The sequence below is a fragment of the Knoellia sp. S7-12 genome (assembly GCF_040518285.1).
Classification (GTDB): Bacteria; Actinomycetota; Actinomycetes; order Actinomycetales; family Dermatophilaceae; genus Knoellia.
Genome location: NZ_CP155449.1, coordinates 2,135,927 through 2,147,298 on the forward strand (window position 1 = coordinate 2,135,927; position 11,372 = coordinate 2,147,298).

Sequence of the window (11,372 nt, forward strand, 5' to 3'; positions counted from 1 at the left end):
TGTTGCCTACAGTGGGCGCCGTGGCACTGCTCCTGCTCGTTCGACACGGACACTCGACAGCCAACGCCGACGCCGTCCTTGCGGGATGGACCGAAGGTGTGGGGCTCACCGACCGCGGGCGCACGGATGTCGGCCGACTCGCTGCCCGGCTGGCCGAGGCGGGCACGGAGGTTGCGCGTCTCGTCACGAGCCCGCTCCAGCGCTGCCGCGAGACCGCTGGGCTCCTCCTTCCCAGCGCGACGGCAGAGGTCGTCGACGACCTGGGTGAGTGCCACTACGGCGGGTGGACTGGTCGACCGATCGCGGAGCTCACGTCAGATCCGCTGTGGCGCACCGTTCAGGACGATCCTGCGTCGGCACGTTTTCCCGACAGCGACCGGTATGCCGCTGAGTCACTTTCGCAGATGTCGGCCCGGCTGGTCGCGGCCGTGCGCCGCATCGACGCCGAGGTTGAGGCAGAACGTGGCCCGGGCGCAATCTGGGTCGCCGTGAGCCACGGCGACCCGATCAAGGCAGTCATCGCGGATGCCATGGGCGCCGGCCTCGGTGGCCTCCAACGCGTGCACGTCGATCCGGCGTCGGTCTCGGTCATCCGACGGTCGGGGGAGCGCGCGATGGTCATGGCGGTGAACTCGTCCGGCGACGCCATCCGCTCGCACCAGAAGGCCGCGACGGTCGTGCCAGCGGGCGACGCCATCATCGGCGGAGGAACGGGCTAGAGTCCTTGTTGCAAACAATATGCAACAAGCGCTCGCCCTCAGGAAGGCCCCAGGCATGCACGTCCCGGACGGGTTCCTCGATGCACCCACGTCGATCGGCACGGCCCTGGTGGCGGTCGCCGGCGTCTCCCTGGCGCTGAGCCGGGCTCGTCGAGAGCTTGATGACCGCACCGCACCGCTTGCCGGCCTCGTCGCCGTTTTCGTCTTCGCGGCCCAGATGCTCAACTTCCCGGTGGGTGCGGGCACCTCGGGCCACCTCTTGGGCGGAACCCTGGCGGCGGTGCTCGTCGGTCCGTGGACGGCCACTCTGTGTCTCACCGTCGTCCTCGCCGTCCAAGCGCTCCTCTTCGCCGACGGCGGCATCACCGCTCTCGGAACCAACATCACCCTCATGGCGATCGTCGGGGTCTGGTCCGGTTGGCTTGTCTTCATCGGCCTGCGCCGGATCGCCCGGTCGGCCGGTGCCAGGGCGGTGCCTGCGTTGGCCGGCGTGGCCGCCTTCACGTCGGTGCCGATTGCCGCGCTCACCTTCACCGCCCTGTATGCCGTGGGTGGACGGGCGCCGATCCCGCTCGGTGACCTCGTCACTGCCATGCTGGGGTGGCACACCGTCATCGGCCTCGGTGAGGGCGTCATCACGCTGTTCGCCGTCGGCAGCATCATTGCCACCCGTCCCGACCTCGTGCACGGGGCACGTGGGTTGGTTCAGACCCGACACCTCGAGATCCGCATGGAGGCACGAGCATGAGCCTCGCACCTCGTCCCCAGATCTCGACGAAGCGGCTCGTCCTCACGGGCCTCGTCATCTGCCTCCTGCTCGCCGGAATCGTCTCGCTGTGGGCCTCTGGCAACCCCGACGGCCTCGAGTTCGTCGCCGAGCGGCTCGGCTTCAGCGACTCTGCCGGTGAGCACGCCGCCGGAGCCTCGCCGTTCGCTGACTACGGCACCGCGGGCGTCGAGAACGCCCGGCTGTCGGGCGGGCTCGCGGGCCTTGTCGGTGTCGTCGTCGTCGCGGTCATCGCCTTCGGGCTCATGCACCTCCTCCGCCGTCACGGCTCACGCGACGACGGCTGAGATGGGAGCCGAGCTCGGCCCGCACCTCCACGTCGACGGAGACTCGGTCGTCCACCGACTGCCGGCGCACGTCAAGCTCGTCGGTCTGGTCACGTTTGTCCTGCTCGTCGTGGCACTTCCTCGGGACGCACATGGCGCGCGGGTGGCGATGTTGATGGTCGCTGCGGTGGTGGTCCTCGCGACGCGGGTCCCGTTGCGTCACGTCGCATCCCGGCTCGTCGTCGAGACGCCGTTCGTCGTCTTCGCACTCGTTCTTCCCTTTGTGGCGACTGGTCCTGCGATGGAGCTGGGACCGTTCACCGTCTCGCGTGACGGGGTCGAGGCGAGCATCGCCCTCCTCCTCACCGCGACGACGAGCGTGCTCATGGCGGTCGCGTTCGCCACGACGACGTCCAGTCGCGACCTCGTGCGAGCCCTGCAACATCTCCGGGTGCCGGACCGACTCGTCCAGATCCTCGCGTTCATGGTGCGATACCTCGGTGTCGTCGGATCGCAGGCCCAGCGCATGAAGGTCGCCAGAGAGTCTCGGGCCTTCACGGCACGGTCCGTGCGTGCGTGGCCGGTGATCGCAACGAGCGCCGGCGCCCTCTTCATCCGCAGCTACGAACGCGGGGAGCGCGTGCACCTCGCGATGATGTCGCGTGGCTACAACGGCCGGATGCCCGTGACCGACCCGCTGGATGCTGACCGCGGTGACTGGTTGCGTGGGCTCGCGCCGGCTGCGCTCGGTGTCATCGCACTCGTGGTGGTGCATGCCACATGAGCACACCAGTCCTCGACATCCAGGGCCTGGCCTTTGCCTACCCCGATGGCCATCAAGCCCTGTTCGGTGTCGACCTCCACGTCCACCGCGGTGAACGGGTGGCCCTGCTCGGGCCCAACGGCGCCGGCAAGACCACGCTCGTGCTCCACCTCAACGGGATCCTGGAGGCAGGGGCTGGCACCGTCACCGTCTCGGGTCTGCCGGTGGTTCGGGAGAACCACCTCGAGATCCGTCGTCGGGTTGGCATCGTGTTCCAGGACCCGGACGACCAGCTCTTCATGCCCACCGTGCGGGACGACGTCGCCTTCGGTCCGGCCAACCTCGGACTGCGTGGTGGGGAGCTGCAGAATCGCGTCGACGCGGCCCTCACGGCCGTGGGCATGAAGGACTTTGCCGACCGGGCACCCCACCACCTGTCGTACGGTCAGCGCAGGCGGGTCGCCATCGCGACGGTGCTGGCGATGGAGCCCGAGATCCTTGTGCTCGACGAGCCCTCGTCCAACCTCGACCCCACCTCACGACGCGAGCTGGGGGAGCTGATCCAGTCGCTCGACGTCACGGTCCTGATGGTCACCCATGACCTGGCTTTCGCGCTGCAACTGTGTGAGCGGTCGGTCATTCTGTCCGACGGGATCGTGGCGGCTGATGGGGTCACCAGGGCACTGCTCAAGGACGACGCCCTGCTCGCGGCCCACCGCCTCGAACTGCCGTGGGGCTTCTCGGGTTAGTCTGCCCGCATGGCGATCAGTGACTTCGACCCGCCAGAGCGCTTTGTCGCCGGCACCGTCGGCCCTCCCGGAGGCCGTACCTTCTTCCTGCAGGCGCGCGGTGGAGGCCGCCTCGTCTCCATCTCGATCGAGAAGGTTCAGGTCAGCATCCTCGCCGACCGGATCTCGGATCTCCTCGACACCGTCGGTGGACCGCAGGCCTCGGACGCGATGGCTGAGCACCTGACCGACACCGAGGCCCTCGAGACCCCGATCGAGGACGAGTTCCGAGTCGACACGGTGAGTCTGGCGTGGGACGAGGACCGGTCCACCGTCGTCATCGAGTGCCACGACCTCGATCCGGAAGAGGCCGTGCCCGGCGACACCCTCCGGGTGGTCCTCGATGCCACGAACGCTCGCGCCTTCGCCCGGCGCTGTCAGGCGATCGTCGCCGCCGGCCGGCCACCCTGCCCCTTCTGCGGTCAGCCTCTCGACCCCGAGGGACACATCTGCCCCCGGTCCAACGGATACAAGCGCTAGCTCGTGACCACCGAGGTCGAACGCCTCCTCGAGTCCGGCGAGGTCGAGCCGCTGGGCCGCATCGTCGAGTCCTCCAACGGTGCCGTCCTGGTGCGGGTGAGTCTCGACGAGGAATCCCGGCTCGCGATCCACAAACCGGTGGCCCTGGAACGGCCGCTCTGGGACTACCCCGACGGGACGCTGGCGGGACGTGAGCGGGCGGCATACCTCATCAGCGAAGCCGGAGGCTTCGGCGTCGTTCCGCCGACCGTCCTGCACGAGGGGCCGTGGGGCCTCGCCGCGACGCAACAGTGGGTCGGAGAGCCACACACCGCGCCTGACATGGTTGTCGACGTCGTCGCCCCCGGGGAGGTCCCTGCCGGCTGGCGCGAGGTGCTTCGCGGTGAGACACCAGAGGGTGAGGAGGTCGTCGTCGCGCACGCGGTCGAGGCGGGTGTGCGCACTGCGGCAGTCTTCGACGCCCTCATCAACAACTCCGACCGCAAGGGTGGGCATCTGCTGCGGATCAATGGGGCGGTGTGGGGCGTCGACCACGGAGTCAGTCTCGGCGTCGAGCCCAAGCTGCGCACCGTGCTGTGGGGCTGGGCCGGCGAGGATCTGGCGGCCGCCGACGTGGCCAGGGTCGAGCGCGTCCGTGACGCCCTTGGCACAGGTGACCTGGCCTCCCTCCTCGCTGACCTCCTCACACTCGAGGAGGTGAGCGCACTCGGCGCCCGAGCCGATCAGCTGCTCGAGGTTCGGAGGCATCCGCTACCCCTACCCGGCTGGCCGGCCATCCCCTGGCCAGCGATGTGATTCCCGCGCCGTAGGCTGCGTTGGTGATCTCGTGGCCGCCTCCGTTCCTGCCCGCCATCCCCGGAGACGGGTCGGCACTTCGCCTGCACGACACCAGTTCGGGAGAGTTGCAGGAGGTCACGCCCGGACCGGTCGCTCGGCTCTATGTCTGCGGGATCACTCCCTATGACGCGACCCATCTCGGACACGCCGCGACCTACGTCGCCTTCGACCTCGTGGTGCGGGTGCTGCGCGACAACGGGCACGAGGTGCACTACACGCAGAACGTCACCGACGTGGACGACCCGCTGCTCGAGCGCGCCACACGAGACGGCATCGATTGGCGTGACCTGGCCGTCGCCGAGATCGACCTCTTCCGCGAGGACATGACCGCACTGCAGGTCATTCCGCCGGAGGACTACATCGGCGTCGTCGAGGCGCTGCCCGTCATCGCGGACCTGGTGCGTCGCACGATCGAGAGCGGGGCGGCTTACGAACTGCCCAACGTGGACTCGGAAGGCACAACCGGGCCGGACCTCTATGTCGACCTGTCCCGGGTCTCAGACTTCGGCAAGGTCTCCGGGTGGACACGTGAGCAGATGCTGGCGGTCTTCGCCGAACGCGGCGGCGACCCCGACCGCCCCGGCAAGCGGGACGTCCTTGACCCCCTGCTGTGGCGGGCCGCCCGTGAGGGTGAACCCTCATGGGAGTTCGAAGACCTGCCCGCCGGTCGCCCCGGGTGGCACGTCGAGTGCACCGCGATCGCGCTCGACCGGCTCGGGATGCCAATCGATGTCAACGGCGGAGGCTCCGACCTGATCTTCCCCCACCACGAGATGACCGTCGCCCAGGCGAGTGCCATCGGGGTCGAGGAATACGCCCGGGTCCACGCCCACGCCGGAATGGTCGGCCTCGACGGTCACAAGATGAGCAAGTCCCGCGGCAACCTCGTCCTCGTCTCGCGGTTGCGCGAGGACGGCGTGGACCCGATGGCGATCCGGCTGGTGCTCCTGGCTCAGCACTACCGCGACGACTGGGACTACACACCCGACATGCTCACGTCAGCCCAGGTCCGGCTCGAGCGGTGGCGCGAGGCACTCTCGGTCAACTCGGCGCCCTCGGCGGATGCGACCGTGACAGCGATCCGCGCCGCGCTCTCCGACGACCTGGATGCACCGCGTGCCCTCACCGCGGTCGACCTGTGGGCCGACCAGACCCTGACGACCGGGGGCGTGGAGCCGTCGGCTCCGGGCGTTCTCGGCCGTGCCCTCGACGCCCTTCTCGGCGTCCGCGTCTGACCGGCGCGGGCGCCCGGCCCGGCCCGGCCCTCGCATCACTCGAGACGCGCTCAGCCGCCCTCCGGCCTGCGCGCGCCTTCCGGGTTCAGTCCTCCTACCGCTGTCAGCGCGCAGTCCCACGGTCGGACGCACGTCCCGAGCAACGCCATGGGGCCTTGGGGCTTCAGTCGTCGGCGCGCCGTTTGCGCAGGTAGCGCTCGAATTCCTTGGCGATGGCGTCTCCGCTGGCCTCGGGCAGCTGGGCCGTGTCCTGGGCCTCCTCGAGAGACTCGACGTACTCAGCGACCTCTGAGTCCTCGGAGGCCAGCGCATCCAGACCGTGCTCCCAAGCCTGGGCGTCGTCGTCAAGGCCCTCATGGTCGATCGGTCCGTCGAGCAGCTCCTCGAGGCGCGACACCAGCGCACGGGTGGCCTTGGGAGAGGGCGTGTGGTGGGCATAGTGCGGCACGGCTGCCCACACGGAGATCGAGTTGACGCCCACCTGGATGGCCGCATCAGCGATGACGCCCACGATGCCGGTGGGGCCTTCGTACGTGCTGGCCTCGAGGTCGTGGCGGTGACGTGTCTCCTCGTTGTCCGACGTCGCAGTCACCTGGATCGGGCGCGTGTGCGCGACGTCGGCGAGGAGCGCGCCGAGAGTGATGACCGTCGTGACGTCGGCTGCCTGCGCCAGCTCCATGAGCTCGATGGCGAACGAGCGCCACCTGAAGGACGGCTCGACGCCTTGGACGAGGATGACGTCGCGACCGATCGAGGTGTTGGTCGCCACGAGGATGCGGGTCGTGCGCCAGCTGATCCGGCGCTGCCCCCCCTCGGAGACGACCCGGGGTCGGTTGACCTGGAAGTCGTAGTAGTCCTCGGGGTCCAGTGCCGCGACCGGCTCGGCGTCCCACAGCTGGGCCAAGTGCTCGATGACGCCGCTGGCCGCATCACCGGCGTCATTCCAGCCCTCGAAGGCCGCAATCATCACGGCATTCTCCAACTCGGGCAGATCGTCGAGCTCGATCAACGCGTCCTCCTTGTAGGTACGACTCCACCCTATTCGTAGACTCCGTGCATGACGTTGCCTGCGGCGGTTCTCTGGGACATGGACGGGACCCTCGTCGACACCGAGCCCTACTGGATCGCGGCTGAGCACGACATCGTCGAGGAGCACGGTGGTGTGTGGTCCGACGAGTACGCCCTGCAGCTCGTTGGCAACGACCTCATGGTCAGCGCCGAGTTCATCCGCGACAATTCACCCATCACGTGGGAGCCGGAGCGGATCATCGACGAGTTGCTGGTGCGCGTCACTGCTCAGGTGCGCCAGCACGTGCCGTGGCGCCCGGGCGCCCGAGAGCTGCTCGCCGCCCTCGTCGAGGCGGGCGTGCCCAACGCGCTTGTGACGATGTCATGGCGCTCGCTGGCAGCCGCGGTCGTCGAGGCCCTGCCCGACGGGACGTTCGCGGCGCTCATCACCGGCGACGAGGTCGAGCACGGCAAACCGCACCCGGAGCCCTATCACGCAGCTGCCCGCATGCTTGGCGTCGAGGCTCGCGACTGCATTGCCATCGAGGACTCACCGACCGGAGTGCGGTCTGCCGTGGCCGCAGGCGTGCCCACGATCGCCGTGCCGCACATCGTTCCCGTGCCGATCACTCGGGGTGCCGTCCAGCTGCCGAGCCTGCGGGGTCTCACCCCCTACGATCTCGTCTCAGTCGTCGCCGACGAGCGCCTCGCCAGTGACGCGCGGGTCGAGGACGAGCCGACCGGCGTCGGCGGGTAGCGGCGGGGGAGTGCCACCCCACTCGGGGCAGAGCTCCTTGAAGTCGCACCAGTCGCAGAGCTTGGACACCCGGGGTCGCCAGTCGCCGGTCTCACTGGCTCGAACGATCGCCTGCCAGACGGCCTGGACGTTGCGCTCGAGCCCCAGCAGGTCGTGCTCGTCGGGCTCGTAGCGCACGATCTCGCCGTTGCCCAGGTAGACGAGCTGCAGCAACTTGGGGATGACGCCTCGCTGGCGCCAGAGGACCAGCGCGTAGAACTTCATCTGGAACAGGGCCTTGCCCTCGAACGCCTCGCGCGGGGATCGACCGGTCTTGTAGTCGACGACTCGCATCGACCCGTCGGGAGCGATGTCGAGGCGGTCCACGTAGCCGCGCAGGGTGAGGCCGTCGACCTCGGTCTCGACATAGAGCTCGCGCTCGGCCGGCTCGAGCCACTGGGGGTTCTCCAGCGTGAACCAGCGCTCAACGAGGGCTCCTGCGGCGCTGAACCAGCCGTCCTCGGTGAGGGTCTCGTCGTCCTCGAGCATCGTCGCGAGCTCGGGACGCTCTTCGACAAGGCTTCTCCAACGCGGCTGGAGCAACGCGAGTGCTGCCTCCGGCGTGCGCTCAGCGGCCGGCAGCTCGAAGAGGTGCTCGAGGACCTCGTGCACGAGCGTCCCGCGGGCAGCCGCCGGCGAGGGCGGACCGTCGAGCTTGTCGATGGTCCGGAAGCGGAACAGCAGGGGGCACTGCTTGAAGTCCGCTGCGCGGCTCGGTGACAGTGCGGGGGTCATGGACGACACGGTATGCCGTGCCGCCGACACCCCCGCGCGCCGCCACCCTGGCCCTTGCTCGCGTCAGCCGACGGGCTGCTGCAACTCCGTGACCCACGCATCGAGGTCGCCCTCGGGGGTCGAGATGTAGACCTCGCGGCACCGGCCTGCCAATGAGAGGCCTTCGGCTCCGATGTACTGCATCAGCGACTGCCACGTGTCACTGATGGTCTCCATCGACCCGTGGTGGACGACAGTGACGGCCCGGCCTGCTGCCGGCAAGGTCTCCACGTCGTAACCGGGGATGGTCTCCCCGTCCGCGAGCGGCATACCCGCCGCGAAGCGGATCGACTCCTCGTCCATCTCGTACCAGGCGACGGTGGGTTGCTCCACGTCGATACCGGCCTGCCCCGCATCTGCAAGGAGACTGCCGAAGAGTGGCCCGATGGCGGCGCCGATCTCGGACTGGTCGATGACCGTGGCTGTTCGCTGGGCGAGGGTGAGCTCGGGCAGGGGCTTGGTGACGAACTCGAGGTCAGACATGGTGTGCTCCTTCTCGATGGTCCCAAGGCGGCGCTCGATCTCGGCGAGCCGGAGGTGATCCTGCTCGATCTGCGCGGTGAGCTGAGACCGGCGCAGAGCGAGCATGGCCCGCAGGTCGTCGGCCGACACGTCGGCGTCAAGGATCGGTCCGATCTCGGAGAGAGCGAAGCCGAGGTCCTTGAGCGCGACGAGCCGGTTGAGCCGGCTGAGCTGGTCAGCCGTATAGCGCCGATAGCCGCTGTGCGCCTCGACGGCCGCGGGCACGAGCAGCCCGAGCGCGTCGTAGTGCCGCAGCATGCGCACGGACACTTGTCCGTGAAGCGCAAACTCACCGATGCCGAGCACGTGCGTCTCCTTAGGAATCCTGTCGTTCCCGGATCCCATGCCCGGGCAACACCATCAGGAGACAGCCTGACACCGTGTCAGGGTCAAGGACCATTGTGCGTATGCCGGCCCACGCAGAGCGTGGGACCCGCGCGCACCTCAGGCGGCGAGGACTCGTTCGTCCGTGGCCACCGACGAGCTCGTGGCGGGGACGGGCTCCGGGCGCCGCAGGGCAGCGCGAAGGCGCCAGGCGGCGTAGACGGCGAGGACGCTGATCGCCAGGTGCAGTCCGAGGAAGCCCGTCGTCAGCCCAGCGCCGAGGAGTACTCCCGCGACGAGCGGTCCGAGAGCCGAGAACGTCGTCTGCAGCGCGGCGAAGGCGCCGAGGGTCTGGCCGACCATCCCGCGCGGTGCGAGAGACGCGGTCAACGGGCTGAGGACGGGGCTGTACATCGTCTCTCCGACCGCGAAGATCCCGTATGTCGTCACGAACAGGGCGGAGGCGACGCCCGGTGCGAACTGAGCGGTCGAGAGGACCAGCCAGGACAGGACCCAGATCCCACCGACCGCCATGAGCAGCGTGGGTGCGCTCCGGTTCGCCGTGAGACGGACGACGATGACCTGGAGCACGACGATGACGATTGCGTTGACAGCGGCGGCGGTGCCGACGGTGGACGTGTCGATGTCAAGGGTCGTGAGGGCGTAGGCGGGCAGGCCCGACTCGAACTGGGCATAGAACCCGAGAGCCAGGGACACCGTGATCACCGCGGTCCACCGCAGGGCCGGGGTGGCGAACATCGCCCGCACCGACTGGAGCGGACTCATGGGCCCGACGTCTGGGCCGCCGGCGAAGTCGCTGTCGGGGTGGATGACTGCGCCTCGACCGGCAACGCCGATGATGAGAGACGAGATCACGAATCCGGCTGCCGCAGTGAGGAATCCGACGTCCAAACCCTGTGGGTCGCGTAGGTCGACCAGGTGCCCGGCGATGTAGGCGCCAGCCGCCATACCGAGGGCCTCGCCCGTGAACTTGTAGGCAAAGGTGCGCCGACGGTCGGCGCTGTCGACCCAGCGCAGGACGAGGACCTGCTTGGCCGGGACGGCACCCGTGAGCCCGAGCCCGAAGACGAACATCCCGGTGAGGAAGGCTCCGGCCGAGTCGGCCACCACCAGCGAGCCCACGCCGATGGCACCCAGCAGCTGGGCGAGCACCGCAACGGTCACCGGGTTGAACCGGTCACTGAGCCGACCGGCGACCGGTGCGGCGACGAGCGCCCCCACTGAGAAGAGGGAGGATGCCGCAGCCGCCGCCAGAGCCCCCCAGCCGCGGGTGTCGGCGGCATACGCGTACTGGTAGGGCAGCACGGCACCCCAGCCGAGCATTCCGATGGACGAGGCAAGGATGAGGAGTTTTGCGCGCATGACGAATTCACACCCTTTCCAGGTGCTGGTTGTGGAGGGCGGCCCGAACGGGCGCCCATCTGGGCTTCGATGCCGAGAGCTTCGAACTCGAAGGTTCGATATCGAAAGGTTAGCATTCGAAGAACGCATGCGAGAATCGGGTTATGCCCAGACGCCCGAGGTCCGCAGCGCAACAGCACCAGGACGCCGTCGCGGCCTACGTCGCGGCGGGTGGTGAGGAGTCAGTCCAACGGGTCATTACCGCTCTGTACGGCGTGACCAAGAAGCTCGACCAGTGGTACGCCCGACAGCTCGCGGACCTCGACCTCACCCAGGGGGAGTGGGCGGTGGTCGCAGCGCTCGCCAAGGCGGGCGAGGACTGCCAGACGCCGAGTCAGCTCGCTGAACTGACCAGCGTGGCGCCGTCATCGATGACTCACCGTCTCGACAAGATGTTCCAACGAGGGCTGGTCGATCGCCGGCCGGACGCCAACAACCGGACCCGCACCCTTGTCTCGCTCACGCCGGATGGGTGGGAACTGTTCACGCAGTCGATCCGGGAGTCCGACATGGTCGAGAGCGACGTGCTGCGGGGCCTCAACAAGGGTGAGCGCAAGGAGTTGGCGCGTCTCCTCGAAGGAGTCATCGCCCACCTGGACGACGTCGACGCCTGAGCCCACGGACGCCGACAACCCGGCCCGCCAACGGAAA

General features: G+C 68.7%; 14 protein-coding genes. 10 read left to right on the forward strand and 4 right to left on the reverse strand.

The window, feature by feature from the left end; genetic code table 11:
- Positions 1 to 20 precede the first annotated feature (20 nt).
- Genes V6K52_RS10295 through mshC form a run of 8 tightly spaced genes read left to right on the forward strand, consistent with a single transcriptional unit; the run spans position 21 to position 5,875 of the window.
- Positions 21 to 719, forward strand: a complete 699-nt coding sequence (locus V6K52_RS10295; RefSeq protein ID WP_353950024.1) for an MSMEG_4193 family putative phosphomutase — start codon at positions 21 to 23, stop codon at positions 717 to 719.
- Positions 720 to 774: 55 nt separating this feature from the next.
- Positions 775 to 1,467: an energy-coupling factor ABC transporter permease gene (locus V6K52_RS10300; RefSeq protein ID WP_353950025.1), complete on the forward strand. Its 693-nt coding sequence runs from the start codon at positions 775 to 777 to the stop codon at positions 1,465 to 1,467.
- The gene (locus V6K52_RS10305; RefSeq protein ID WP_353950026.1) at positions 1,464 to 1,793 is read left to right on the forward strand and encodes a PDGLE domain-containing protein; all 330 of its coding nucleotides are present in this window, start codon (positions 1,464 to 1,466) and stop codon (positions 1,791 to 1,793) included. Before V6K52_RS10300 ends, V6K52_RS10305 begins: the two co-directional genes overlap by 4 nt.
- 1 nt (position 1,794) lies before the next feature.
- The gene (gene cbiQ, locus V6K52_RS10310) at positions 1,795 to 2,556 is read left to right on the forward strand and encodes a cobalt ECF transporter T component CbiQ (RefSeq protein ID WP_353950027.1); all 762 of its coding nucleotides are present in this window, start codon (positions 1,795 to 1,797) and stop codon (positions 2,554 to 2,556) included.
- Positions 2,553 to 3,284, forward strand: coding sequence for an ABC transporter ATP-binding protein (locus V6K52_RS10315; protein WP_353950028.1), 732 nt, complete (start codon positions 2,553 to 2,555; stop codon positions 3,282 to 3,284). Before cbiQ ends, V6K52_RS10315 begins: the two co-directional genes overlap by 4 nt.
- A gap of 9 nt (positions 3,285 to 3,293) precedes the next feature.
- Positions 3,294 to 3,803, forward strand: coding sequence for a DUF3090 domain-containing protein (locus V6K52_RS10320; protein ID WP_353950029.1), 510 nt, complete (start codon positions 3,294 to 3,296; stop codon positions 3,801 to 3,803).
- A 3-nt stretch (positions 3,804 to 3,806) separates the two neighbouring features.
- Positions 3,807 to 4,598, forward strand: a complete 792-nt coding sequence (locus V6K52_RS10325) for an SCO1664 family protein (protein WP_353950030.1) — start codon at positions 3,807 to 3,809, stop codon at positions 4,596 to 4,598.
- A 23-nt stretch (positions 4,599 to 4,621) separates the two neighbouring features.
- On the forward strand, positions 4,622 to 5,875 hold the full coding sequence (mshC, locus tag V6K52_RS10330; RefSeq protein WP_353950031.1) for a cysteine--1-D-myo-inosityl 2-amino-2-deoxy-alpha-D-glucopyranoside ligase: 1,254 nt from the start codon (positions 4,622 to 4,624) through the stop codon (positions 5,873 to 5,875).
- Positions 5,876 to 6,038: 163 nt separating this feature from the next.
- On the opposite strand, the gene V6K52_RS10335 is transcribed toward mshC, so the two are convergent.
- Positions 6,039 to 6,884 (reverse strand): PAC2 family protein, encoded by an 846-nt coding sequence (locus tag V6K52_RS10335; RefSeq protein WP_353950032.1) that lies wholly within the window; start codon positions 6,882 to 6,884, stop codon positions 6,039 to 6,041.
- 48 nt (positions 6,885 to 6,932) lie between these two features.
- Here V6K52_RS10335 and V6K52_RS10340 point away from each other — a divergent pair, with 48 nt between their 5' ends.
- A complete protein-coding gene (locus V6K52_RS10340; protein ID WP_353950033.1) occupies positions 6,933 to 7,640 on the forward strand; it encodes an HAD family hydrolase in 708 nt (235 codons plus the stop codon).
- Here the strand turns inward: V6K52_RS10340 and V6K52_RS10345 are convergent.
- The 3 genes from V6K52_RS10345 to V6K52_RS10355 all read right to left on the reverse strand — a co-directional run bounded on the left by V6K52_RS10345 (position 7,569) and on the right by V6K52_RS10355 (position 10,682).
- A complete protein-coding gene (locus V6K52_RS10345) occupies positions 7,569 to 8,414 on the reverse strand; it encodes a PD-(D/E)XK nuclease family protein (protein WP_353950034.1) in 846 nt (281 codons plus the stop codon). The genes V6K52_RS10340 and V6K52_RS10345 overlap by 72 nt on opposite strands.
- Positions 8,415 to 8,477: 63 nt before the next feature.
- The gene (locus V6K52_RS10350) at positions 8,478 to 9,281 is read right to left on the reverse strand and encodes a MerR family transcriptional regulator (protein WP_353950035.1); all 804 of its coding nucleotides are present in this window, start codon (positions 9,279 to 9,281) and stop codon (positions 8,478 to 8,480) included.
- Positions 9,282 to 9,419: 138 nt separating this feature from the next.
- On the reverse strand, positions 9,420 to 10,682 hold the full coding sequence (locus tag V6K52_RS10355; RefSeq protein ID WP_353950036.1) for an MFS transporter: 1,263 nt from the start codon (positions 10,680 to 10,682) through the stop codon (positions 9,420 to 9,422).
- Positions 10,683 to 10,825: 143 nt separating this feature from the next.
- Here V6K52_RS10355 and V6K52_RS10360 point away from each other — a divergent pair, with 143 nt between their 5' ends.
- Positions 10,826 to 11,335: a MarR family transcriptional regulator gene (locus V6K52_RS10360; protein ID WP_353950037.1), complete on the forward strand. Its 510-nt coding sequence runs from the start codon at positions 10,826 to 10,828 to the stop codon at positions 11,333 to 11,335.
- Positions 11,336 to 11,372: the final 37 nt, after the last annotated feature.

Excerpts from the sequence above, each read along its gene's own strand:
- V6K52_RS10360 (WP_353950037.1), top strand. The coding sequence starts at position 10,826 with ATGCCCAGACGCCCGAGGTCCGCAGCGCAACAGCACCAGGACGCCGTC.
- V6K52_RS10345 (WP_353950034.1), bottom strand. The coding sequence starts at position 8,414 with ATGACCCCCGCACTGTCACCGAGCCGCGCAGCGGACTTCAAGCAGTGC.
- V6K52_RS10340 (WP_353950033.1), top strand. The coding sequence starts at position 6,933 with ATGACGTTGCCTGCGGCGGTTCTCTGGGACATGGACGGGACCCTCGTC.
- V6K52_RS10320 (WP_353950029.1), top strand. The coding sequence starts at position 3,294 with ATGGCGATCAGTGACTTCGACCCGCCAGAGCGCTTTGTCGCCGGCACC.
- V6K52_RS10300 (WP_353950025.1), top strand. The coding sequence starts at position 775 with ATGCACGTCCCGGACGGGTTCCTCGATGCACCCACGTCGATCGGCACG.
- V6K52_RS10305 (WP_353950026.1), top strand. The coding sequence starts at position 1,464 with ATGAGCCTCGCACCTCGTCCCCAGATCTCGACGAAGCGGCTCGTCCTC.
- V6K52_RS10315 (WP_353950028.1), top strand. The coding sequence starts at position 2,553 with ATGAGCACACCAGTCCTCGACATCCAGGGCCTGGCCTTTGCCTACCCC.
- V6K52_RS10355 (WP_353950036.1), bottom strand. The coding sequence starts at position 10,682 with ATGCGCGCAAAACTCCTCATCCTTGCCTCGTCCATCGGAATGCTCGGC.
- cbiQ (WP_353950027.1), top strand. The coding sequence starts at position 1,795 with ATGGGAGCCGAGCTCGGCCCGCACCTCCACGTCGACGGAGACTCGGTC.